This is a genomic window from Streptosporangium sp. NPDC048886 (assembly GCF_055586905.1).
The window spans coordinates 26,994-50,381 of record NZ_JBVJHH010000036.1; the positions used below are offsets into that span (position 1 = coordinate 26,994).

Consider the following 23,388-nt stretch of genomic DNA (forward strand, 5'->3'; position numbering starts at 1 on the left):
GAGGGTCCTTTCACGGGGTGAGTGCCGCGGCCGTGCCACGGCATGGAGCCGATCGCCAGACGGATCAGCCGGAAACGGTGCGCCGCACCGCGATCGCCGATCCCGCTCCGAGCGCGGCGCAGAGCGGCCGGCCGAGCCTGTCGGAGGCCGTCCCGCCGATCAGGAACAGGCCCTGTCGGCTGAGGTTGCGCACGCCCAGCGCCACTCCCACGACCGTGGCCGGCAGTCCCAGGTCGCCCTCGAGATATCCGGCGAGGTAGGGCACCAGCAGGTAGGAGCCGGTGTTGACACCCATCTGGTTGATCAGCAGGAGCCGCTCGGGCAGCGGGAAGGAGGGGAAGGTCCTCACCGCATCCGCCGGACGCCGGGGCCGGGACGGCCGGAGAGCCGCAGCGGGCCGTCCGGTCCGCCCGCGGCGCGGACCGCGGCGATCCGCGCCGGGCCGTCGCCCGGATCGGGGGATCCCGCCCCGGCCTTCAGCACGGTGAACCCGTGGCCTGAGGGGGGCGCTCGCCGTCCCCACCCGGCTCTCGACCACCAGAAGATGCCACAACACGCCTCCTAAACCACCGTATCAGGCATAGGAGAATGATAATGATTTTCACTTTTAACGCAAGACGCCCCTCAGAGGAGCATGGCTGGCCGGCCAGGAGGGGACGGCCGCCGGCGAGGGTCAGGGGCGGCGCCCGAGGAAGCAGAGGAACACGGTCTGGGCGTCGGCGCCGTGAGGCTCTGGAACGCTCGCCCCTCCGGTCGGCCGCAGTGCCGCTATCGGGTCTCCTTCCGCCTCGGCGGCCCACCCCCGCCCACCGGCTCCCCCGCCAGGGCCGGTTCCGGGTTCTGCGACCGCCGGCCAAGAGCGGTGGTCGCGAGGACGCCGAGCCGCGGCCGCACCGCCCGGCCCGCCACGAGGACGGAGGTCACCCTGTGACGTCCGTCCTCACGACGGACCCCCGCGGATAGTCCTTCACCTCGATCTCGTCGTGCAGCCGCACGCCCCTGCCGCCGAGACCGGCCAGGGTGCGGGCGATCGGCGTGGGGACGCGGTTGACCAGTCGCACCCCCTGGATCAGGCCCCACAGGCCCAGGCGGGTGTCGGGGACGAGCCGTTTGGCGGCGCCGACGGCGAAGGTACGGCTGCGCCGTACGTAGTCGCCGATCTCCCGCTCGTAGGCCGGGAACGCCCGCGTGTGGTCGCCGCGGGCCTCGGCCAGCTCGCCGGCCAGGACGTAGGCGCCCACGACGGCCAGGCTGGCGCTGCCGCCGACCGCGGGGCCCGGGCAGTAGCCGGCGTCGCCGACCAGGCTCACCCGTCCCCGGGACCAGGTGTCCATGCGCAGTTGGGTGATCGAGTCGAAGTAGAACGTCGAGGCGCGCTCCAGCTCCTCGCCCAGCAGGCGGGGCACCTCCCAGCCCAGCCCGGAGAAGTGCCGGCGCAGCAGCTCCTTCTGCCGGTCGACGTCCCGGTGGTGGTAGTCGAGCTCGGCGTCGGGGCGGAACATGAAGACCGCGCGGGCGTCGTCCATGTGCGCTCCGCCGTACACGCCCACCATCCTGTTCACGCCCGTGATCCCGTCCATGCGGTCGCGCAGGCCCAGGTAGTTGGGGATCGACATGACCGCCAGGTAGGCGCCGATCCAGGTGGAGAAGCGCGACTCCTCGCCGAAGACCAGGCGCCGGACGTTGGAGTGCAGTCCGTCGGCCCCGATCACCAGGTCGAACCTGCGGGCGGGCCCCCGCTCGAAGGTGACGTCGACACCGTCGGCGGTCTCGGCCAGGGCGGCGATGGAATCGCCGAAGAGGTATTCCACGTCGTGCCGGGTGGCGTCGTAGAGGATCTCGCCCAGGTCGTCCCGCATGATCTCGACGTGCCGGTCGGACACGATGCTCATCAGCTTGCCGACTTCCAGTTCGTGCAGGCGGTCGCCGTTCTCCGCGCGGAACGAGAGCCACTCGGTGCCGGTCCTCCTGGCCTGGACCGGCTTGATCAGGCCCATCTTGTCGATGATGTCCATCGCCGGGCGGAACAGGTCGACCGCGTGCCCGCCCGCCTTGCGCAGCGCAGGGGCCCGCTCCACCACGGTGACGGCGCAGCCGTAGCTGTTGAGCCAGTAGGCCAGGACGGGACCGGCGACACTGGCGCCGGAGATGAGGATACGCATACGCCACTCCCTTACTTAACGGAAGGTAAATTACTTACTTAACGATAGGTAAGCACGGGTCGCGGCTGGACGCAAGGGCTTACTTAACGATAGGTAAGCGCTACGCTTGGACCCATGGCGAGGCCTTCGGACACCAAGACGCGCATCCAGGCGGTGGCTCGCGAGCTCTTCCTGGAGCAGGGCGTGCAGAACACCAGCCTGAAGCAGATCTCCGACCGGCTCGGCATCACCAAACCGGCCCTCTACTATCACTTCGAGTCAAGGGAAGACCTGGTCAGAAGCATCATCCAGCCGCTCATCGACGACCTGGAGAGGTTCGTGGCCGAGCGCGGGCCCGGAGACGGGCGGCGGCTGCTCGAAGACTACTTCGACCTCGTCTGGCGGCACCGAGAGGTGATCGTGGTGGTCCTGCACGCGCCCGCCACGCTGGTCGAGCTCAACCTGATGGACCGGATGTGGGAGTGGCGCAAGCGGCTGACCACGCTCCTGCTCGGCCCCGCCCCCTCCACGGTCGCGCAGATCCACGCGACCGTGGCGCTCGGCGGCATGTCGGACTGCGTGGTGGAACACGCCGACCTTCCGTTCGACGAGGTCAAGGCCGCCGCCGTGGAGGCCGCGCTGACCGTCCTCGCCATCTGAGAACCACGGAGGGTACGGCCGCCGGCCTCCGGCCGCGCGGACCACTCCTCGCGAGCGGCCCGGACGCGTCACCGGCGGGCGGGAGCGGCCGGAGAGCCGCCCCCGCGGGATCAGGCGCCGTCCTCCAGATCTCCCTCGGACTTGAGGTAGACCTCCTGGAGGCCGCGCAGGACGTCGGGGTCGGGGTGCTCCCACATGTCCCGCTCCGCCGCCTCCAGCAGGCGCTCGGCGATGCCGTGCAGCGCCCACGGGTTGGACGTGGCCAGGAAGTCCTGGTTCTCCTGGTCCAGCACGTAGGTCGCGGCCAGCTTGTCGTACATCCAGTCGGCGACCACGCCGGTGGTGGCGTCGTAGCCGAACAGGTAGTCGACGGTGGCGGCGAGTTCGAAGGCTCCCTTGTAGCCGTGCCTGCGCATGGCGGCCAGCCAGCGGGGGTTGACGACCCGGGCGCGGAAGATCCTGGAGGTCTCCTCCGACAGGCTCCGGGTGCGGACCGCGTCCGGGCGGGTGCTGTCGCCGATGTAGGCGGCCGGCGCCTTCCCGGTCAGGGCGCGGACGGTGGCGATCATGCCGCCGTGATACTGGAAGTAGTCGTCGGAGTCGGCGATGTCGTGCTCGCGGGTGTCGACGTTCTTGGCCGCCACCGCGATCCGCCGGTAGGCCGCCTCCATGTCCTGCCTGGCCGGCACCCCGTCGACGCCCCGGCCGTAGGCGAAGCCGCCCCACACCGCGTAGACCTCGGCCAGATCGGCGTCGTCGCGCCAGTTACGGCTGTCGATGAGCGGCAGCAGCCCCGCGCCGTAGGCCCCGGGCCGGGACCCGAAGATCCGCATGGTGGCCCTGCGCTCGTCGCCGTGGACCTCCCGGTCGGCCAGCACGTGCGCCCGGACGTAGTTGAGCTCCGCGGGCTCCTCCAGCCCGGCGGCCAGCCGCACCGCGTCGTCCAGCAGGGCCACCACGTGCGGGAACGCGTCCCGGAAGAAGCCGCTGATCCGGACCGTGACGTCCACGCGCGGACGGCCGAGCTCCGCCGCGGGGATCGCCTCCAGCCCGGTGACCCGCCGGGACGCCTCGTCCCACACCGGCCGCACGCCGAGCAGGGCCAGCACCTCGGCCACGTCGTCCCCGGCGGTGCGCATGGCGCTGGTCCCCCACACCGACAGCCCGACCGAGCGCGGCCAGTCGCCGGTGTCGGCCCGGTAGCGCTCCAGGAGGGAGTCGGCCATCGCCTGCCCGGTCTCCCAGGCGAGCCTGCTCGGCACCGCCTTGGGGTCGACCGAGTAGAAGTTCCGGCCGGTGGGGAGCACGTTGATCAGCCCGCGCAGCGGCGACCCGCTCGGCCCCGCCGGGACGTAGCCGCCGTCGAGGGCGTGCAGGATCGCGTCGATCTCGTCGGTGGTCCGCGCCAGCCGGGGCACGACCTCGGCGGCCGCGAACCGCAGGATCCGCTCCACCAGCCCGGGGTCGGCCGCGGGGGCCTGAGCCGGGGAAGGGGCCGTGCCCAGGACGGCGGCGGTCGCCTCGGCGGCGGCGGCCGGGTCCCAGGCCCGCTCCTCCATGGCCTCGACCAGCGCCCGGGCGAGGGTCTCGGCTCCGTCCGTGCCGATCCGGCCGGCCGTGCCGTCCTCGGTCAGGCCCAGCGCCTCGCGGAGCCCGGGCAGGGCCTGCGCGCCCGCCCACATCTGGCGGGCCCGGAGCATCGCGAGCACCAGGTCGACGCGGGTCCCCCCCTCCGGGGCGGCGCCCAGCACGTGGAGGCCGTCGCGGATCTGGACGTCCTTGACCTCGCACAGCCAGCCGTCGACGTGCAGCAGGAAGTCGTCGAACTCGGCGTCGTGCGGGCGGTCCTCGATGCCCAGGTCGTGGTCGAGCCGGGCGGCCTGGATCAGGGTCCAGATCTGGGCGCGGATCGCGGGGAGCTTCGCCGGGTCCATCGCGGCGATGGAGGCGTGCTCGTCGAGAAGCTGCTCCAGCCGGGCCATGTCACCGTAGGTGTCGGCGCGGGCCATCGGCGGGACGAGGTGGTCGACCAGGGTGGCGTGAGCGCGGCGCTTGGCCTGGGTGCCCTCGCCGGGGTCGTTGACCAGGAAGGGATAGATCAGCGGCAGGTCGCCGAGCGCGGCGTCGGGGCCGCAGGAGGCCGACAGCCCGGCCGACTTGCCGGGCAGCCACTCCAGGTTGCCGTGCTTGCCCACGTGCACCACGGCGTGCGCGCCGAAGCCGTCGGCCAGCCACCGGTAGGCCGCCAGGTAGTGGTGGCTGGGCGGCAGGTCGGGGTCGTGGTAGATCGCGATGGGGTTCTCGCCGAAGCCGCGCGGCGGCTGCACCATGACCACGACGTTCCCGGCGCGCAGCGCGGCCAGCACGATCTCGCCGTCCGGGTCGTGCGAGCTGTCCACGAACAGCTCGCCCGGCGCGGGCCCCCAGTGCTCCTCCATCCCGGCGCGCAGGTCCGCCGGGAGCGTGCCGTACCACTCGGCGTACCGGCCCGCCGCGATGCGCACCGGGTTGCCGGCGAGCCGCTCCTCGGTGAGCCAGTCGGGGTCCTGCCCGCCGGCCGCGATCAGCGCGTGGATCAGCGCGTCGCCGTCCTGCTCGGTCACGCCCGGCAGCTCGCCCTCGGCGCCGATGTCGTAGCCCCGCTCGCGCATCACCGCCAGCAGCCGCACCAGGCTCGCCGGGGTGTCCAGGCCGACGGCGTTGCCGATCCGGGAGTGCTTGGTGGGGTAGGCCGACAGCATCAGCACGATCCGCCGCTGACCGGCCGGGATGTGCCGGAGCGCGGCGTGCCGTACCGCGATGCCGGCCACCCGGGAGGCCCGCTCCGGGTCGGCGACGTAGACGGTCAGCCCGTCGTCGTCGATCTCCTTGAAGGAGAAGGGCACCGTGATGATCCGGCCGTCGAACTCGGGGATCGCGACCTGGGTCGCCGCGTCGAGCGGGGACAGGCCGTCGTCGCTGTCCTCCCAGGTGGACCGGCTGCTCGTCAGGCACAGGCCCTGCAGGATCGGCACGTCCAGCCCGGCGAGCGCGCCGACGTCCCAGGCCTCGTCGTCGCCGCCGGCCGACGCGGTGGCCGGGCGGGTGCCGCCGGCCGCGAGCACGGTCACCACCAAGGCGTCCACCGTGCCCAGGACCTCCAGCAGGCCGGGCTCCGCGCTGCGCAGCGAGGCGCAGTAGACGGGCAGCGCCCGGCCTCCCGCGTCCTCGACCGCCGAGCAGAGGGTCTCCACGAACGCGGTGTTCCCGGCGACGTGGTGGGCCCGGTAGTAGAGCACGCCGATGACCGGCCCGTCCTCGCGGCGGGCCACGCGCTCCAGCACCCCCCAGCCGGGGGTGGGGGCGGGTGCGGCGAACCCGTGCCCGGTCAGCAGCAGGGTGTCGGACAGGAACCGGTGGAGCTCGGTGAGGTTGGCCGGGCCGCCGTGGGCGAGGTAGGCGTGCGCCTCGGCGCAGACCCCGCCGGGAACCGTGGACAGCTCCATCAGCTCGGCGTCGGGCGCCTGCTCGCCGCCGAGCACGACGACGGGCCGGGGCCCGGCGAGCAGGGCGTCCAGGCCCTCCTCCCAGGCGCGGCGGCCGCCGAGCAGCCGGACCACCACCAGGTCGGCGCCGTCGAGAAGGGGCGGCAGGTCCGCCGCGGCGAGCCGGGCGGGGTTGCCCAGCCGGTAGCCGGCGCCGCTCGCGCGGGCGCTGAGCAGGTCGGTGTCGGAGGTCGAGAGCAGGAGGATCACGCGCCACACCCCCGCGGAGGCGGCATGGTACGGCTCGGCGGGGCCACGGGGTGGCCCGGGAACGGCGAAAAGCGCACAGGGCTTCCTCCCTCGGGGTCCTCGCCCCGGGTCGTCGTCGGCTACGACGGCTGGAGTCTCCTGGCTCCCGGATCGACGCTCCCCCCGGCCTTCCCGTCCGTCTCCGGACAGTGGCCTGAGTGGGGTTCGCTCCCCGGTCACAGTGGCGGGACCGCGCCGGATTCACACCGGCTTCCTCCCTTGCCGTCGCCAACGATCAGACTACGGCAGCCCCGTTCATTGCAAGAAACTGGCTTAACATCCTCTCCGTGGTCATTGGCGACTTTTCCGGACGATCGCGACTCGACGCATGTCCCGGGGCGCTTCAGGTGCATGCCGCGGCCGACGGCGGCCTGGCGCGGATCCGTGTCCCCGGCGGCCGGCTGACGGCCTCCCAGCTGCGCGGACTCGCCGGCGCGGCGGCCGTCCACGGGACCGGCGTCATCGAGCTGACCTCCCGTGCGAACGTCCAGGTGCGCGGGCTCGGCGAGGGGGACGGATTCGCGGCGCGCATGGCGGAGGCCGGCCTGCTGCCCTCGCCCACCCACGAACGGATCCGCAACATCCTGGCCTCCCCGCTGACCGGCTGCGACGCGGAGGGGACCCTCGACGTCGGCCCGCTGGTCTCCGAGCTGGACCTGCGGCTGTGCGCCCGGCCCGGCCTGGCCGGCCTGCCGGGACGGTTCCTGTTCGCCCTCGACGACGGCCGGGGGGACGTGGCCTGGCTCGGCCCCGACGCCGGGATGCTGCCGACCGGCCCGGAGGAGGCCGCCCTCGTCCTCGCGGGCGCCGACAGCGGCCTGCGCGTGCCGGTGACCTCGGCGGTCACCGCCCTGCTCGCCGCGGCCGAGGCGTTCCTGGCCGAGCTCGCCGCCCGGGGCGTGCACGCCTGGCGGATCGGCGAGCTGCCCGGCGGCGCCGAGCCGGTCGCGGCCCGGGTCCGCGCCGCCCTGGAGACCGGAGCGGCCGGCCCGGTACGGCTCCGCCCGCCCGCCGGACGCCTCCGGACCCCGCCGCCGGCCGTGGCGGGGGGACCGGTGGGAGCCGTCCGGCAGCCCGGCGGACGGGTGGCCCTGGGCGTCGCGGTGCCGCTGGGCCGGCTGTCCTCCGCCCAGGCGGAGCTCCTGGCCGGCCTGGCCTGCGCCGACGGGGTACGGCTGACGCCGTGGCGGGGCGTGGTCCTGCCCGGTCTGGCCCGCGTGGACCTCCCCCGGGCACTCGCCCGGCTGGCGGAGGCCGGCCTGGTCACCGACCCCGGCTCCCCGTGGATCGGCGTGACGGCCTGCACCGGCCGTCCCGGCTGCGCCAAGTCCCTGGCCGACGTGCAGGCCGACGCGGCCCACGCCACCGTGCCCGCCGGGGACGGGGCCGCCGGGACGCCGGGGACGGTCGCCCCCCGTGCGGCGGACCGGCCGCGCACCGGTACGCTCCCCGTGCACTGGGCGGGCTGCGACAGGCGCTGCGGTCGCCCCCGGGGGCGGGTCGCGGACGTGGTCGCCACCGGCGACGGCTACCGCGTGGACCTCGACGGCCGGAGCCTGAACTGTGCGGACATCGAAGAGACCACGGCCGCGGTGACGGCCGCCAGAGGGGGATCGTGACCGACTACGTCCGCGACGGCGCGGAGATCTACCGCCGCTCCTTCGCCACCATCCGCGCCGAGACGGATCTGAGCGGCCTGCCTCCGGACGTCGCCCAGGTGGCGGTCCGGATGATCCACGCCTGCGGGATGGTCGACCTGGTCGCCGACCTCGGCTGGTCGCCCGGCGTCGTGGCCTCGGCGCGCGCGGCCCTGCGCGCGGGCGCGCCGGTGCTGTGCGACGCGATGATGGTCGCCTCCGGGGTGACCCGCCGCCGCCTGCCCGCCGGCAACGAGGTGATCTGCACGCTGGGCGAGCCGGGCGTGCCGGAGCTCGCCGCACGGCTGGGCACCACCCGCAGCGCCGCCGCGCTGGAGCTGTGGCGCGACCGGCTGGAGGGCTCCGTGGTCGCCGTCGGGAACGCGCCGACCGCGCTGTTCCGGCTGCTGGAGATGGTCGAGGAGGGCGCCGGCCGGCCGGCCGCCGTGCTCGGGATCCCGGTCGGCTTCATCGGCGCCGCAGAGTCGAAGCTGGCCCTCGCCGAGCATCCGGCGGGTCTGGAACACCTGGTCGTGCACGGCCGCCGGGGTGGGAGTGCGATGACCGCGGCCGCGGTCAACGCGATCGCGAGTGAGGACGAATGAACGACATGGTGACCGGACGGCTCTGGGGTGTGGGACTCGGACCCGGAGATCCGGAGCTGGTGACCGTCAAGGCCGCCCGCCTCCTCGGCGAGGCCGACGTGATCGCCTTCCACAGCGCCCGCCACGGCCGGAGCATCGCCCGCTCGGTGGCCGCGCCGTACCTGCGCGCGGGCCAGATCGAGGAAGCGCTGGTCTATCCGCTCACCACGGAGACCACCGACCATCCCGGCGGCTACCAGGGCGCCATCGACGACTTCTACGCCGACTGCGCGCTGCGGCTGGCCGCCCACCTGGACGCCGGCCGTGACGTGGTGGTGCTGTGCGAGGGCGACCCGCTCTTCTATGGCTCCTACATGCACATGCACAAGCGCCTGTCCCACCGCTACGTCACCGAGGTGGTCCCCGGTGTGACCTCCGTGAGCGGCGCCGCCGCGGTCCTCGGACGGCCGCTGGTCGAGCGGGACGAGACGCTGACCGTGCTGCCCGGGACGCTCCCCGCCGAGGTCCTCGCCGAGCGCCTGGCCGCCGCCGACTCGGCGGCGGTCCTCAAACTCGGCCGGACCTTCACCAAGGTGCGCGACGCGCTGACCCGGGCCGGCCGCCTCGACGAGGCCTGGTACGTGGAACGCGCCACCACCGGCGGCCAGCGCCTGGCCCCGCTCGCCGAGGTGGACCCGGACAGCGTGCCGTACTTCTCGCTGGCGCTGATCCCGAGCCCGGTCAACGCGGCGCAGGCCGCGCCGGTGCGGCGGGCGGAGCCCGCGGCCCCGGCCGGCGGCCCCGGCGAGGTGGTCGTGGTCGGCCTCGGCCCGGCCGGCCGGCCATGGCTGACCCCGGAGGCGCAGGACGCCCTGGCCGTGGCCGACGAGCTCGTCGGCTACGGCCCCTACCTGGACCGGGTCCCGCCGAACCCGCGCCAGCGCCGCCACCCCACGGACAACCGGGTGGAGGCCGAGCGGGCCGCGCACGCGCTGGAGCTGGCCGCGGCCGGATCCCGGGTGGCCGTGGTCTCCTCGGGCGACCCGGGGGTGTTCGCGATGGCCAGCGCGGTGCTGGAGGTGGCCTGCGAGCCCCGGTACGCGGACGTCCCGGTGCGGGTGCTGCCGGGCCTGACCGCCGCGCACGCGGTGGCGAGCCGGGCGGGCGCGCCGCTCGGCCACGACTACTGCGTGCTGTCACTGTCGGACCTGCTCAAGCCATGGGAGGTCGTCGCCGGGCGGATCACCGCCGCCGCGAAGGCCGACCTGGTCCTGGCGATCTACAACCCCGCGTCCAGGAGCCGCACCTGGCAGGTGGCCGCCGCGCGGGACCTGCTGCTGGAACACCGCGCGGCGCAGACGCCCGTGGTCATCGGCCGTGACGTCGGCGGGGCCGGGGAGAGCGTGACCGTCACCACGCTCGCCGACCTCGATCCGGCCATGGTCGACATGCGCTGCCTGCTGCTGGTGGGATCCTCCACCACCCGGGTGGCCGAGCGGGGCGACGGCGGCCGGGTGGTGTTCACCCCCCGCCGTTACCCGGCGTGACCGGCGTGACCCGCCACGCTCTCCAGCCAGGCGAGCGCCGCCTCCACCGTCTCCACGGCGGGAACGCCCACGGGAGGCGGCGGCCGCCGTACGATCACGACCGGGAGCCCGAGCTCCCGGGCGGCCAGCAGCTTGGCCGTGGTCATCTCGCCGCCGCTGTCCTTGGTGACCAGCACGTCCACCCGGTGGGCACGCATGAGGGCCAGCTCGCCCTCCACGGTGAACGGGCCGCGGCTGAGCAACACCTCCATGCGGCGCGGGGCGGGCGGCTCCGGCGGGTCCACCGAGCGGGCCAGGAACCACAGGCCGTCGAGGCCGGCGAAGACCGGCAGGCTCCGGCGTCCGGTGGTCAGGAACACCCGCTCCCCCAGCTCGGGCAGCAGTTCGGCGGCCGCGGCGAGCGAGGGCACCCAGCGCCAGTCGTCGCCGGGGCCCGCCTGCCAGCCCGGCCGCCGCAGGGTCAGCAGCGGCACCCCGGCCCGGCCGGTCGCCTCGACCGCCGAGGCGGTCATCCGGGCGGCGAAGGGGTGCGTGGCGTCCACGACGACGTCGATCCGGCGCTCGCCGATCCACGCCGCCAGCCCGCCGGGGCCGCCGAAGCCGCCCTCGTGCACCTCGCCCACCGGCAGCCTGGGGTCACGCACCCGTCCCGCCAGGGAGGACACCACATGCGTCCCGGCGCGTCCGGCGAGCGCGGCGGCCAGCCGCCTGGCCTCGTCGGTGCCGCCCAGCACGAGGATGTTCAGCACGTCATCACTTCTCTCGTCTCTCTGCCGTCGCAGGGCCTCGCCCTGCCGTACCGGCCGGTGCCCCGGCCGTGAGCACGCCGCTACGCCACGGATGGACCACCGGCGCGTGCGCGACCGCGGCCACCACCGCCGCCTACACCGCGCTGCTGACCGGCGACTTCCCCGACCCCGTGGAGATCGCGCTGCCGAAGGGGCAGCGCCCGGCGTTCGCGCTGGCCAGGGAGGAGCTGGTGGGCGGCGCGGCCATGGCCGCGGTGGTCAAGGACGCCGGTGACGATCCCGACGTGACGCACGGCGCGCTGATCTCCTCGACGGTACGGCCCGGCGCCCCCAGCACCGGCGTGGTGTTCGCGGCGGGACCCGGAGTCGGCACCGTCACCAAACCGGGGCTCCCGCTGGAGGTGGGCGAACCGGCGATCAACCCGGTGCCCCGGCGGATGATGCGCGAGCACGTCGCCGCGGTGGCCGCCCGGCACGGCGGGAGCGGTGACGTGGTCGTGGAGATCTCGGTGGAGCACGGCGAGGAGCTGGCCAGGAAGACCTGGAACCCCCGGCTGGGGATCCTGGGCGGGCTGTCCATCCTGGGCACGACCGGCATCGTGGTGCCGTACTCGTGCTCGGCCTGGATCGACAGCATCCGGCGCGGCGTCGACGTGGCCAGGGCGGCGGGCCGCCGGCACGTCGCCGGATGCACCGGGAGCACCTCGGAGCGGGTCGCGGCCGAGCTGTACGGGCTGCCGGAGGACGCGCTGCTCGACATGGGCGACTTCGCGGGAGCCGTGCTGAAGTATCTGCGCAGGCATCCCGTGCCCCGGCTGACCATCGCCGGGGGCATCGGCAAGCTCTCCAAACTCGCCGACGGCCATCTGGACCTCCACTCGGGCCGCTCGCAGGTCAACCCGGGCATGCTCGCCGAGATCGTCCGTTCGGCGGGCGGGGACGAGGCGCTGGCCGGGCGGGTGCTGACGGCCAACACGGCCCTGCACGCGCTCCGGCTCTGCCAGGAGGCGGGCCTGCCGCTGGGCGACCTGGTGGCCGAGCGCGCCCGGCTGACAGCCGCCGGCGTGCTGCGCGAGGCACCGGTGACGGTGGACGTGGTCGTCATCGACCGCGCCGGCGTGATCGTCGGCCGCGCCGGCTGATCCGGCCGCGCCGGGGTCAGTCACGGCAGCGGGCCGCCGAGTAGAGGTGGCTGTCGGGGAACTCCGAGGCGGTCAGCACGCGGCCGACCACGATCACCGCGGTGCGGACGACCCCCGCGGCGCGGACCCGGTCGGCGATGTCGGCCAGGGTTCCGCGCAGGATCACCTCGTCGTGCCGGCTGGCCCGGGCCACCACGGCCACCGGGCAGTCGGCGCCGTAGTTGGGGATCAGCTCCCCGGCGACCGCCTCGACGCGCTGCACGGCCAGGTGGAGAACCATCGTGGCCCGGCTGCGGCCGAGCGTGTCCAGGTCCTCCCCCTCGGGCATGGGGGTGGCCCGCGCCGAGGTCCGGGTCAGCACCACCGTCTGGCCCACCCCGGGCACGGTGAGCTCCCGCTTCAGCGACGCGGCGGCCGCGGCGAACGCGGGCACGCCGGGGACCACCTCGTAGGGCACCCCGGCCGCGTCCAGCCGCCGCATCTGCTCGGCCATCGCGCTGAACACCGACGGGTCGCCGGAGTGCAGGCGGGCCACGTCGTGACCGGCCCCGTGGGCGGCGAGCATCTCCGCCACGATCTCCTCCAGCGCCATCTTGGCGGTGTCCACGAGCCGCGCCCCCTGCGGGCACCACTCCAGCAGCTCGGCCGGGACCAGGGACCCCGCGTACAGGCACACCGGCGAGGACGCGACCGCCCGCTGTCCCCGCAGGGTGATCAGGTCGGCGGCGCCGGGGCCCGCCCCGATGAACCGCACCGTCATCGCTCATCCTCCACCGGGACGCGCGAGCGCCCGTCACATGTCATCATGCCGCCTGCCACCTGGCCACGCTCCGTCCCATCGCGCCCCACCGCGTCACCGGCCATCTCGGCCACGCTCCGTCCCCACCGCGCCGCCGTGCCATCCGGCGTCACCGCCCGGCGTCCACGGCGGCCGGCCTGACCGCCGTCCAGATCGTCACCGGCATCATGGGGCGCCAGCCCGTGAACCCGCCCACCGGCGCGGCCCTGCTGACGGCCAGCCGGACCAGGTCGCCGCCGAGCTCGCCGTACCAGGAGGCCAGAACCGCCTCGGACTCCACGGTCACCGCGTTGGCGACCAGCCTGCCACCGGGCCGCAGCGCCTCCCAGCAGCCCTCCACCACCCCGGGGACGGTCACCCCGCCGCCGATGAAGACGGCGTCGGGCGGCTCCAGGCCGGCGAGCGCCGCCGGAGCCGTCCCGGCCACCACGCTCAGGCCGGGCACGCCCAGCCCCGCGGCGTTGCGGGAGATCCGCGCGGCCCGCTCGGGGTTGCTCTCCACCGCCACCGCCCGGTTGGCCGGGTGGCCGCGCATCCACTCGATCGCGATGCTGCCCGCCCCCGCGCCGACGTCCCACAGCAGTTCGCCGGGGACGGGCGCGAGCCGGGACAGGGTCACCGCGCGCACCTCGCTCTTGGTGAGCTGACCGTCGTGCTCGAACGCCCCGTCCGGCAGACCCGGGACGCAGGGCAGCGGCACGGTCCCGGCGTCGGCACGGCACTCCACGGCCACGACGTTGAGGTCGTGGGCCGCCGGCAGGGACCAGCCGCCCGCCGTACCGGAGATCACGCGTTCCTCGGCGGCGCCGAGCCGCTCCAGGACGGTCATCGGGCTCCCGCCGTATCCGCGTGCGGCCAGCAGCGCGGCGACCCGGGCCGGGGTGCGGCCGTCGGAGCTGAGGACCAGCACCCGGCGGCCCTCGTGGAACGCGGTGTGCACCGACTCGACCGGCCGCGCCACCACGCTGACCACCTCGACCTGATCGACGGCCCAGCCGAGCCTGGCGCAGGCCAGCGAGACCGACGACGGGTGCGGCAGCACCCTGACCCGGTCGGTGCCGAGCAGCCGGACCAGCGTCGTGCCGATGCCGTGGAACATGGGGTCGCCGCTGGCCAGCACGCACACCCGGCGCCCCTGGTGGGAGGCGATCAGCGCGGGCAGGGCCGGGAGCAGCGGCGAGGGCCAGGCGACGCGCTCGGCGGTCGGCTCGGGGACCAGCGCGAGCTGCCGGGCGCTGCCCATCAGCACCTGCGCGGCGTGCAGCTCGTGCCGCGCCGCCGGGGACAGGCCCGCCCAGCCGTCCGCCCCGATGCCGACGACCGTGACGAGATCAGACATTGCCCAGCACCCGGGTGACGCGGATCTCGATCACGACCCGGGCCGGGTTCTCGCGGGGCTGCCGGTAACGCTCGGCGTAACGGCGCTCGGCGTCGGCGACCGACTCGGGGTCCTCACGGATCACCGCACGTCCCTCCAGGGTCGACCAGCGTCGCCCGTCCACCTGGCAGAGCGCGACCGCCGCACCCTCGCCGCCGGCGGCGCGCACGTGGCGGACCTTGTGCGAGCCACCGGAGGTGATCACCCTGGCGATCCCGGAGTCGACGTCCAGCGTCGCCCCCACGGGGACGACGTGTGGCGTGCCGTCGGCCCGCACCGTGGTCAGCGTGCACAGGTGACGCTCCCGCCAGAAGGCGCGGAACCCGTCTCCTAGATCCTTCAACACCCGGTCCTTCCGATGTCCTGGTACCGGGCGACATGGTAGCCGGGAGGCGGGCCCGCCGGAGGACGCCGCTCAGCCGCCCGGGCTGTAGATCACCTGGTCCGGCTTCACCCGCACCGTGATGCGCTGCTCACCCGGCTGCCGGTAGGGGTAGCTGTCCACCCCGAGATATTTGCCGGCCAGGCCGTCGATGACCTCGTCGGCCCCCTCCAGCTCCAGCTCCGCGGTGCCCGAGACGCTGACCAGGTGGAAGGCGTCCTTGGGGTCCAGGACGCTCACCGACACCTGCGGGTTGTCGCGCAGGTGTCGCTCCTTGGCGCGGCCGACGGCCGTGTTGAAGATGACGTCGTCTCCGTCGACGTCCACCCAGACGACCGTGCTGTGCAGCGAGCCGTCCGGGCGGACGGTCGTCGCCCAGCCGTGAATCGGCTGGCCGAGCAGTTGCTTGGCGTCATCGTTCAGCTTTCCCACGTGGACCTCCACGATCGGCGGTGTGCCTATTGGTCAATCGAACATCATGCCCAAGTGATCGATTCCACCGCCCCGGGAGAACGTTCAGGAAGGACCCGCGTGGACGGCGGCGGCGGCGCGGAGCCCCGACTCCAGCGCGCCCTCGATCCAGGCGTGCCAGAGCGAGCAGTGCTCGCCGGCGAAGTGGACGCGCCCCTCCGGCTGGATGATCGCCTCGTGCAGGGTGGACTGCTGGTGCGGCTCGAAGAGGGCGAAGGCACCGGCCGCGAAGGGATCCTCGTACCAGGCGTGGCTCACCCCGAACTCGAAGACGTCGACGATCTCCGGATGGACCTTCGCGACGTCCTCCACGGCCTGCTGGATCCGCTTCTCCCTGCTCATCGCGCCCCAGCGCAGCGCGTCCTGGCCCCAGGTGTAGCTGGCGAGCAGGACGCCCCTGCGCTCGTCCGGGTCGGAGTGGGAGGGGTAGCAGATCCGGCGGACGGGCAGGTCCGTCACGGTGGTCCCGCCGACGATCCCGTCGGTGCGCTCCCAGAACCGCTCGCGCACCTGAAACAGGATCTTGGTCGAGGCGTTGTAGTTGAGCTCCCTGATCGCCCGCTGCTTGCGCCGGGTGAAGGCCGGCCGTATCTCGATGTCACGGAGCACGGAGAAGGGCATGGTGCACACGGCGTAGTCACCCGTCACGGCGGTACGGCCGGCGGCGGTCCTGACGTGCAGGGTCACCGAGTGGTCGTCCTGCTCGATCGCGTGCACCTCGTGGCCGAAGCGCACGCGGTCCTTGAGCCGCTCGTAGAAGGCGGCCGGCAGCCGGTCGGCCCCTCCGACGATCTCCTGCATGTCCTCGAACGCCCGGCCGATGATCTCCCGGAACTGCTCGATGACCGCGGCGTTGAGGTTCGACTCGCGGAAGCTCATGATCCCGTACAGCTCGACGGCTCCCGGGGAGAAGCCCCGCTCGCGCAGGAAGCTGCGGATCGAGTGGTGGTCGTAGTCGGCGCAGAGACGGTCGAGCGCGGCGTCCCCCTCGCTCGAGTAGCGCTCCCGGACCTCCGCGGTGGCCGCCTCCCACAGCTCCTCGTAGGTCCTGCCGCGCTCGTGCTCGGCCAGCTCGAAGTCCACCAGGCCGGGATCGGCGTTGAGGTCCTTCATCGTCATGCGCCTGCCCTGGATGAAGGCGAGAGTCTTGGGGTTGCCCATGACGAAGGGGCGCAGGCCGAGCCCGAACTCGCGGCAGTAGGCCAGCGTCAGGTCGTGGACCCGGGGGATGCGCATGGCCCCGGCCTCGGCGTACAGCCCCTCCGCGAAGCCGCGCAGGGTGTGGACACGCCCGCCGACGCGCTGCTGCGCCTCCAGCACGACGGGGTCGTGTCCCTGGCGCATCAGCTCGTAGGCCGCGACCAGGCCCGCCATGCCGGCGCCGATGACCAGGACCCGCTTCGGCGTGTCCTGGCGGGCGGGCAGGCCCTCCCGCACCGTTCTGACCACCTGCGGGGGGACCCGCCGATGGCCCGGCCTGAGGGATGCGTGGTCGGGCCCGGACAGGTGCGGACCGGTGGGCGTCTCGGGGCGCCGTGGATCGGCGGGCGGCTGGGAGCGGTGCGGATCGGTGGGCATGGAGTCTCCTCTCGAAGCGGTCTCATCGGGATCCGGCCGGCTCGCCCTCATCCGGGCGGCCGCGGTTCGGGGGGGACGGCGGGCCGCGGGGTGTCGTCCTCCCCGGCTGTGCGGTCCCGCTCCCTGGCGGCGCGCTCGCGGGTGGCCACGGCGGCCCGGGTGAGATCGGCCGAGGCGGCGGCGCAGCGGGCGATCTGGCCGTCGATCAGCTCGCCGAACCACCCGGACACGATCGGGTTGCCGCGGACGCGTGCGGCGAGATCGCTCAGCCTGACCGCGTGGTCGGCCAGCCGCGCGGCGTCGGCGGCGAGCTGCTCGGCGAGCGCCCCGTATCCGGGGGTCACGGCCATCCCCGTCACCCGCGCGGAGCCCGGCGGGCGCGCCGGAGACATGCGGCGGCGATCACCAGCCCGGCGAGCCCGGCCAGCAGGAGCAGCCATCTGGGTCCGCGCGGGGCGGAGACCGTTCCGGCGGCGCCCTCGCCGCCGTCCCGTCTCCGGGTCGCCCTGCCCGGGAGGCCGGGCAGGGGCTCGGCGGCCGGTCCCCGGTCCGTCGCCGCCGGCCGGCCGCCCTGGTCGTTGAAGGGGTTGTCGTCGAACAGCGCCCGCATCGCGAGCACCTCGCCGAAGAGCGGCGCGATGTCGCCGACCGCCCGCACGGTCCGCTTCTCCCTGAACAGGGCCCGGTTCTCCCTGAACAGGGCCCGGATGGCCCGGACCGCCTCGGTGTCGCGGTCGGCGCCGACCGCCTCGAGCAGCCGCCGCATGACGGGGTCGGCGGCCAGCTCCGGGTGCTGGTGCAGGACGCCGGCGATCCGCAGCCGGAGGGAGGTGACGGCGACCAGCGTGGCGAGGCTGCTCCGCCCCGCCAGCGCGCCCAGGCGGGCGGCCGGGCCGCCGAACCGCCCACCCTCGAAGGCGTAGCCGAGCCCGCCGCGGTTGGTCAGCGCGCGCAGCAGGCTCCAGTGGATCCCGGAGGGGAATCCCGGGGAACGGGTGGCGGCGGCGGTCAGCGTGGCCGTCGTGCGCGCGCAGATCTCCCTGATCTCCTCCGCCGTCCGGGCCAGCTCGGCCGCCGCGGCGTGGAGCTGCTGGAGAGGGTCCGTCCCGGGCCACTGGGGATCAGACGTCATCGTGTCTCCTCGCCTCCGCAGACCAGTGCGCACACCCCGACTGCACGACCCGACAAGGGTTAACACAGAAGGTCACATGAGTACAACGGAAAGTAATGAAGTCACGGCGTCGGATGCCCTTCCAGCCAGACGGAGACGGACATCCGGCGCACAACGCCGGACCGTCGGCACCGCCGGCGCCGTCCCCGGGGCCGGGGTCAGGGCCGTCGCCGGAGGCGACCTCGGCTCCCCCGACGGGATCACGGCGCCCGACGCCGGGCCCGCCGGCCCGGGCTTCAGGAGTGGTTCAGGCCGGGGCGCGTGGGGGCGCGGCCCGGGCGGGGGCGGCCCGCACGGCGCGGCGGGTGCGGCGTGGAGGCGCGCACACGCCCAGCGCCGGCGGGAACGCTCACGGGGTGGCCGCGTCGAGCAGGATCCGCGCCAGCTCGCGCGGCCGGGAGAACATCGGCCAGTGGCCGGTGTCCATCTCGACCAGCCGCCAGCGCTCGCCGGTCAGCAGCTCGGCCACGTCGCGGCTCGGCTTGTCGCCGTCGAGCAGGCATTTGATGTATGTCGCCGGGAGCTCGCCGAGCGGCCGGGCCAGCACGGCCGGCTCGGTCAGCGTGGCACCCGGATGCGGCGTCGAGCCGTCCACGATCCGGGCGATCTGCTCTCCGGTGAGACCCTGGCCGTCGTAGTCGGCCGCGGTCAACGGCGCCCAGAAGCCCTTGTTTCCGGCGATCGAGGCCTCCACCGCCGCCCGGCCGTCCGACCAGCCGGACAGGAACGACTCGCCGTCGGCCGGGACGTTGGAGTCGACGAAGACCACCCGGGTCAACCGGTCGCCGATCCGCTCGGCGGCCTGACCGACCGGGATGCCCGAGTAGCTGTGCCCGACCAGGACGACGTCGCGCAGATCGCGGCGTTCGACCTCGTCGACGATGTCCTGGACATGGGTCTGCTGCCCGGCCGGCACGCCCTGCCTGTCGGCGAGGCCGGACAGCGTCACCGGGTGGGCGCCGTGGCCGGCCGCGCGCAGCTCCGGCACCACCTCGTCCCATGCCCACGATCCGAGCCACGCGCCCGCGACTAGTACGAAGTCTGTCATGGCGGCAACCTAGCGGAGCGGTCCGACAATTGCGGCGCCCGACCGCCTCCCGGTGTCGCGAGGACAGGATGCCGCCGTCACCGGTCGCGCCTCTCCGCCCTCCTCTATATAGACAACCCTCTATATAGAGGAGGCTTGATAGAGTGCCGACATGTTCGAGGACCGGTTGGATGTGGCGATGCTGCGGGCACTCGGGCATCCCGTGCGGCTGGGCATCATGCGCGCCCTGGTCGCGGCACCCGAGACGTGCGCCTGCGACTTCACCGAGATGTTCGGCGTCACCCAGCCGACGATCAGCCAGCACCTGAGGGTGCTGCGCGAGGCCGAGCTGGTCAGCACCCGCCGTCGCGGCACGCAGATCTGTTACTCCGTGCGCCCGGAGGGCGTGGCCCGGATGCAGGAGCTGATAGGGCGGCTACAGCCCGCGCGCCTCGCCGACGCCGGCTGAACGGGCGCGCGGCCACCCCGGCGGCCACCGGACGTGCGGTGAACGCGCCACAGGCGACCGCGCCGAGAACCGTCCGCCCAAAACTGATGAAACAGTCGCGCTCAAAACCCTCCTCCTCCACCGCCGGCGTGATTATGATCATGGTTCTGGCGGGGGCCGCACATCACCCCGCCCAGAACGGCCGACCCCCCACCCCTGAAGGGATGGCTCATGTCCACCAAGATCACCAAGCTGGCCGCGACGTCGTTCGCGGCCGTCGCCCTGGCAGCCGCGGGATCCGTGCTGGCGACGCCCGCCGGCGCCGCGACCACCGGCGCCGGCACGTCGAGTGTCTCGGTCGCCCCCGCGTACACCTGGATCAAGTACGGCGACTACTCGACCGAGGCGAAGTGCAAGGCGAAGGGCGAGGAACTGCGGCGGAACGGGACGTACCTGTCGTACTACTGCGAGTACACAGGCTTTTTCACGCTGATGGTCCTGACCAGGTAACAGGCTGAACACGCGCGGCCCGGAGCAGTGACCTCCGGGCCGCGTCGGCGATCGCGGGTCGGACAACGCCCGCCGTCAGGGGCGTGGCGCCGGCCGGCGCCATCCGCCGGGACGGCCCGGCCGCACGCGTTCCGGGAACCTCCACCGGCCAGGAGAGGTAGGAGAGGGGACGACAAGGAGACGGAATGCGGCGGTTGACAGCGACCCTGATGATCATCTCGATGGCTGGTTGCAGCGCCTCCCCGCCCCGGGCGGGCACGGCGGGCGCCCCTGAGACACCCCGGCCCTCGGCGGACGCCACGACGGCTGGTTCCGGCGCCGCGAGCGACGCGTCCGCGTGCGCTTCCGCCGGCGCCTCCCCGGGAAGGGTGGGGTCGCTGCCGGAAGTACGGGGAGTGGCCCGGGACGCGGAGCTGTGGGGCCTGCTGTTCACGCCCCTGCCGCTCCCCTCCGGGAAGGCAGTCAAGATCGTCTGGCGGATGACCGGCAGTGGGCCCCTCCGGGTCTCCGCCACGCACCCGGACGGGACCGCGGCGGAGTTCACCTTCGGGCCGGAGGAACACAGTGGGTCGAGCTGGAAGCGGCCTGGTGACGAATGGGGGACCGGGCTCGTCTTCTCGAAAGCCGGGTGCTGGAAGGTGCATCTGTCCCGGAGCACGGGGACGGGCGATGTCTGGCTGCCGGTGAAGTGACACCGCCGGCGCGCGTCCCCGTACGGCGTGCGCCTACGCCGGGATGAGCAGCGTGGTCAACAGGTCGTCCAGGCTGACCATCCCCTTCAGGGTCCCGTCCGCCGCGTGGACGAGCGCCAGCTGGCTGTGGGCGGCGCGCAGCGCGCCGACCGCGTCGGAGATCGAGGTCTTCGACGAGAGCGCGGGAAGGCGGTAGGCGAGATCGCCGGCCCGGACCCGCGAGCCACGTCTGCGGGCGAGGTAGGCGTCCCGGACGTGGATCACACCGGCCGGGCGGTCACCGTCCCACACCACCAGGCGCGTGCGGCGGCTCCGCGCGGAGGTGTCGATCACGTCCTGGGGCGGGGCTCCGGCGGGAACGCCGACGATGGCGGTCACCGGAACGGCCAGCGAGGCGATCTCGGCGTTCGGCGCGTCCAGCGCCTGGGAGAGCACGACGTGCTCGTCGGTGTCGATGAGGCCCAGCCGGCGCGACTCCTCCACCAGGTGCTGCAGCTGCTCGGGGGTCCGCGGTGCGGCCGTCCCGTCGCCGGGCCGCACGCGGACCATGCGCAGCAGCAGGTTGCTGGCGCCGTTGAGCGCGGTCAGGACCGGCCGGACGGCCACGGTGAAGGCGCGGAACGGCAGGGCCAGGATCGTGGCCGAGCGCTCTGGATGGGCGATTGCCCACGACTTGGGCGCCATCTCTCCGACCACCATGTGCAGGAACGTCACGATGCCCAGCGCGATGACGAAGGCGACCGCGTGAGCGGCGGCCCGGGGCAGGCCGAGGCTGTCGAACAGCGGGGCCAGAGTGCCGGCGATGAGCGGCTCGGAGACCACACCCAGGCCGAGCGAGCACAAGGTGATGCCGAGCTGGGCGCCGGCGAGCATCAACGACAGCTCGCGGATGCCCTTCACGGCTGCCGCGGCGGCGCGGTCGCCCTGGGCCGCCGCCTTCTCCAGCCGGTGCCGCTTGGCCGCGACCAGCGCGAACTCGGAGGCGACGAAGAAGCCGTTGCCGGCCAGGAGGAGCAGGGTGAGGATCAGGCCGGTAGGCAGGTTCACTTCTCCCCCTCGCTCTCTCCGGTCTCCTCGGCGCGACGGACGGGACGCAGCCCCACCCGCTCCGGCACGTGCCGGTCCAGGGTCAGCACCTCGATCTCGACGTGGGTGGGCGCGTGCTCGGCCATGTCCGGTACGAGTTCGACGGTGACGACGTCACCGGGGACGGCGAAGCGGCCCAGGCGCTGCAGGACCAGCCCGCCGACGGTGTCGTAGTCGTCCTCGTCGGGGAGCTCCAGGCCGGTGGCCAGGGCGACCTCGTCGACGCGCAGGGCCGCGTCGATCTCCCAGCCGCCGTCCTTCCGGACCGCCGTGGGAATGTCGAGATCGTTCTCGTCGGCGATCTCACCGACGAGCTCCTCGGCGACGTCCTCCCAGGTGGCCAGCCCGGCCAGGCCGCCGTGCTCGTCGACCACGCAGGCGACCTCCTCGCCGCGGGCGTGCATCTGGAGGACCAGGTCGGGCAGCGAGGCCGAGAACGGCACCACCAGCACCTCGCGTGCGACATCGGCGACCTTGGTGCCGGCCGCCTTGTCGAGGGGGACGGTGACCAGCTCGCGCAGGCTCACGATGCCGATCACGTCGTCCAGACCGTCGCCCAGAACGGGATAGTGGGTATGCCCGTGCCGGGCGATGAGCTCGTCCAGCTCGGGAATCCGCGCCGAGCCGGCGACGGTGACGACCTCCACCCGGGGGACCATGACCTCCTCTGCGGTGTGGTCGGAGAAGGCCAGCGCCCGCTCCAGCAGGTCGGCCTGGTCGCCGGGCAGGTGCCCGTACGCCTCGGACTCACCGATGATGTGCCCGAGCTCCTCCAGGGTGGCGCCGTGGTGCAGCTCCTCCACCGGCTCGATGCCGACCGCGCGCAGCAGCCTGTCGGCCGCCGTGTCGAACAGCTTGACGATCGGCCCGGCGATCGTCAGGTAGACCAGCGTGGAGGAGGCCAGCGCGCGGGCCAGCGGCTCGGGCCTGGCCAGGGCCAGGTTCTTGGGAGCGAGCTCGCCCAGCACCATCTGGACGACGGTGGCGATGCCGAAGCCCAGCCCGAGGGCGATGCCGCCGGTCGCGCCCTCGGGCACGCCGGCCGCGCCGAGACCGGGAGCGATCAGTTCGGCCAGCGCGGGCTTGGCGATGAAGCCGACGACCAGGGTGGTGACGGTGATGCCGAGCTGGGCGCCCGAGAGCATGAACGACAGCCGTTCCATCACCTTGACGGCACGGGCGGCCTTCCGGTCTCCTCCGGCCGCCCGCTGCGACAGCGACAGCCGGTCGGCGGTGACGTAGGCGAACTCCTGGGCCACGAAGTAGCCGGTGGCCAGGGTCAGCAGGAAGACGGCCAGCAGGCCGAGCGCGATGCTCATCGCGGGTCCCTGCCCTGTGATCGACGGGCTCTGCGGCTGCCGGAGTCCGACGACACGGACACCATCACCTGATCCTTCTCTCGGTCCTTCAGCGGCTCCGGAAGTGGTTAAGGCTATTTGTCCGCAACGTTAACCGACCGTAGGCGGCCGGCCCCGCGCGGGGACCCTTCACCGGGGGCAACGCGCCGGCCGGAGCGCGAGTGCCCCGAGCCCGGCGCGGTGCCGCCGCGGGATCCCGGCGACGCGTGAGGGCCGCCGCGGGATCCCGGCGACGCGTGAGGGCCGCCGGGGCCG

General features: G+C 73.9%; 22 protein-coding genes and 1 riboswitch. Of the genes, 8 read left to right on the top strand and 14 right to left on the bottom strand.

Features of this window, described 5'->3' with window-relative positions:
- Positions 1-64: 64 nt before the first annotated feature.
- Together ACZ6R6_RS35465 and ACZ6R6_RS35470 are read right to left on the bottom strand one after the other, a co-directional pair.
- On the bottom strand, positions 65-349 hold the full coding sequence (locus tag ACZ6R6_RS35465; protein ID WP_470100862.1) for a hypothetical protein: 285 nt from the start codon (positions 347-349) through the stop codon (positions 65-67).
- A gap of 571 nt (positions 350-920) precedes the next feature.
- Positions 921-2,162: an FAD-dependent monooxygenase gene (locus tag ACZ6R6_RS35470; RefSeq protein ID WP_470100864.1), complete on the bottom strand. Its 1,242-nt coding sequence runs from the start codon at positions 2,160-2,162 to the stop codon at positions 921-923.
- Positions 2,163-2,276: 114 nt separating this feature from the next.
- Between ACZ6R6_RS35470 and ACZ6R6_RS35475 the strand changes: the two genes are divergently transcribed.
- Positions 2,277-2,801, top strand: a complete 525-nt coding sequence (locus tag ACZ6R6_RS35475) for a TetR/AcrR family transcriptional regulator (protein WP_470100866.1) — start codon at positions 2,277-2,279, stop codon at positions 2,799-2,801.
- Between the two features lie 110 nt (positions 2,802-2,911).
- Here the strand turns inward: ACZ6R6_RS35475 and cobN are convergent, their stop codons facing one another.
- On the bottom strand, positions 2,912-6,535 hold the full coding sequence (gene cobN / locus ACZ6R6_RS35480; protein WP_470100868.1) for a cobaltochelatase subunit CobN: 3,624 nt from the start codon (positions 6,533-6,535) through the stop codon (positions 2,912-2,914).
- Positions 6,536-6,649: 114 nt separating this feature from the next.
- A riboswitch (cobalamin riboswitch) is annotated at positions 6,650-6,838 on the bottom strand.
- Positions 6,839-6,921: 83 nt separating this feature from the next.
- On the opposite strand from cobN, the gene ACZ6R6_RS35485 reads away from it, so the two are divergent.
- From ACZ6R6_RS35485 to ACZ6R6_RS35495, 3 genes are read left to right on the top strand one after another with little or no spacing between them, the layout of a single operon-like run.
- Positions 6,922-8,193, top strand: coding sequence for a precorrin-3B synthase (locus tag ACZ6R6_RS35485; protein WP_470100870.1), 1,272 nt, complete (start codon positions 6,922-6,924; stop codon positions 8,191-8,193).
- Positions 8,190-8,816 (top strand): precorrin-8X methylmutase, encoded by a 627-nt coding sequence (locus ACZ6R6_RS35490; RefSeq protein WP_470100872.1) that lies wholly within the window; start codon positions 8,190-8,192, stop codon positions 8,814-8,816. Before ACZ6R6_RS35485 ends, ACZ6R6_RS35490 begins: the two co-directional genes overlap by 4 nt.
- Positions 8,813-10,342 carry a precorrin-2 C(20)-methyltransferase gene (locus ACZ6R6_RS35495; protein ID WP_470100874.1) on the top strand — a complete coding sequence of 510 codons (1,530 nt, stop codon included), beginning with the start codon at positions 8,813-8,815 and terminating at the stop codon, positions 10,340-10,342. The genes ACZ6R6_RS35490 and ACZ6R6_RS35495 overlap by 4 nt, the downstream gene beginning before the upstream one ends.
- On the opposite strand, the gene ACZ6R6_RS35500 is transcribed toward ACZ6R6_RS35495, so the two are convergent.
- Entirely contained in the window at positions 10,330-11,091 is a 762-nt protein-coding gene (locus tag ACZ6R6_RS35500) for a cobalt-precorrin-6A reductase (protein ID WP_470100876.1), read from the bottom strand. The genes ACZ6R6_RS35495 and ACZ6R6_RS35500 overlap by 13 nt on opposite strands.
- 68 nt (positions 11,092-11,159) lie before the next feature.
- On the opposite strand from ACZ6R6_RS35500, the gene ACZ6R6_RS35505 reads away from it, so the two are divergent.
- A complete protein-coding gene (locus ACZ6R6_RS35505; RefSeq protein WP_470100878.1) occupies positions 11,160-12,233 on the top strand; it encodes a cobalt-precorrin-5B (C(1))-methyltransferase in 1,074 nt (357 codons plus the stop codon).
- 16 nt (positions 12,234-12,249) lie between these two features.
- Here the strand turns inward: ACZ6R6_RS35505 and cobM are convergent, their stop codons facing one another.
- The 8 genes from cobM to ACZ6R6_RS35545 form a co-directional block, all read right to left on the bottom strand.
- Positions 12,250-12,993, bottom strand: coding sequence for a precorrin-4 C(11)-methyltransferase (gene cobM, locus ACZ6R6_RS35510; protein ID WP_470100880.1), 744 nt, complete (start codon positions 12,991-12,993; stop codon positions 12,250-12,252).
- A 148-nt stretch (positions 12,994-13,141) separates the two neighbouring features.
- A complete protein-coding gene (cbiE, locus tag ACZ6R6_RS35515) occupies positions 13,142-14,371 on the bottom strand; it encodes a precorrin-6y C5,15-methyltransferase (decarboxylating) subunit CbiE (protein WP_470100882.1) in 1,230 nt (409 codons plus the stop codon).
- Positions 14,364-14,753: a pyridoxamine 5'-phosphate oxidase family protein gene (locus ACZ6R6_RS35520; protein WP_470100884.1), complete on the bottom strand. Its 390-nt coding sequence runs from the start codon at positions 14,751-14,753 to the stop codon at positions 14,364-14,366. The genes cbiE and ACZ6R6_RS35520 overlap by 8 nt, the downstream gene beginning before the upstream one ends.
- Before the next feature lie 72 nt (positions 14,754-14,825).
- Positions 14,826-15,224 (bottom strand): TIGR03618 family F420-dependent PPOX class oxidoreductase, encoded by a 399-nt coding sequence (locus ACZ6R6_RS35525; RefSeq protein WP_470100886.1) that lies wholly within the window; start codon positions 15,222-15,224, stop codon positions 14,826-14,828.
- A gap of 84 nt (positions 15,225-15,308) precedes the next feature.
- Positions 15,309-16,841, bottom strand: a complete 1,533-nt coding sequence (locus ACZ6R6_RS35530; RefSeq protein WP_470100888.1) for a flavin monoamine oxidase family protein — start codon at positions 16,839-16,841, stop codon at positions 15,309-15,311.
- Positions 16,842-16,888: 47 nt separating this feature from the next.
- A complete protein-coding gene (locus tag ACZ6R6_RS35535) occupies positions 16,889-17,191 on the bottom strand; it encodes a hypothetical protein (protein WP_470100890.1) in 303 nt (100 codons plus the stop codon).
- Between the two features lie 5 nt (positions 17,192-17,196).
- The gene (locus ACZ6R6_RS35540) at positions 17,197-17,973 is read right to left on the bottom strand and encodes a hypothetical protein (RefSeq protein ID WP_470100892.1); all 777 of its coding nucleotides are present in this window, start codon (positions 17,971-17,973) and stop codon (positions 17,197-17,199) included.
- Positions 17,974-18,361: 388 nt separating this feature from the next.
- Positions 18,362-19,060: an alpha/beta fold hydrolase gene (locus ACZ6R6_RS35545; protein ID WP_470100894.1), complete on the bottom strand. Its 699-nt coding sequence runs from the start codon at positions 19,058-19,060 to the stop codon at positions 18,362-18,364.
- 151 nt (positions 19,061-19,211) lie between these two features.
- On the opposite strand from ACZ6R6_RS35545, the gene ACZ6R6_RS35550 reads away from it, so the two are divergent.
- From ACZ6R6_RS35550 to ACZ6R6_RS35560, 3 genes are all read left to right on the top strand, one after another.
- Positions 19,212-19,508 carry an ArsR/SmtB family transcription factor gene (locus ACZ6R6_RS35550; RefSeq protein ID WP_470100896.1) on the top strand — a complete coding sequence of 99 codons (297 nt, stop codon included), beginning with the start codon at positions 19,212-19,214 and terminating at the stop codon, positions 19,506-19,508.
- A gap of 210 nt (positions 19,509-19,718) precedes the next feature.
- Complete coding sequence (locus tag ACZ6R6_RS35555) at positions 19,719-19,997, top strand: hypothetical protein (protein ID WP_470100897.1); 279 nt, start codon at positions 19,719-19,721, stop codon at positions 19,995-19,997.
- A 185-nt stretch (positions 19,998-20,182) separates the two neighbouring features.
- Entirely contained in the window at positions 20,183-20,689 is a 507-nt protein-coding gene (locus tag ACZ6R6_RS35560; RefSeq protein WP_470100899.1) for a hypothetical protein, read from the top strand.
- A gap of 33 nt (positions 20,690-20,722) precedes the next feature.
- On the opposite strand, the gene ACZ6R6_RS35565 is transcribed toward ACZ6R6_RS35560, so the two are convergent.
- Together ACZ6R6_RS35565 and ACZ6R6_RS35570 are read right to left on the bottom strand one after the other, a co-directional pair.
- Entirely contained in the window at positions 20,723-21,736 is a 1,014-nt protein-coding gene (locus tag ACZ6R6_RS35565) for a hemolysin family protein (protein ID WP_470100901.1), read from the bottom strand.
- Positions 21,733-23,094, bottom strand: coding sequence for a hemolysin family protein (locus ACZ6R6_RS35570; protein ID WP_470100903.1), 1,362 nt, complete (start codon positions 23,092-23,094; stop codon positions 21,733-21,735). The genes ACZ6R6_RS35565 and ACZ6R6_RS35570 overlap by 4 nt, the downstream gene beginning before the upstream one ends.
- Positions 23,095-23,388 lie beyond the last annotated feature (294 nt).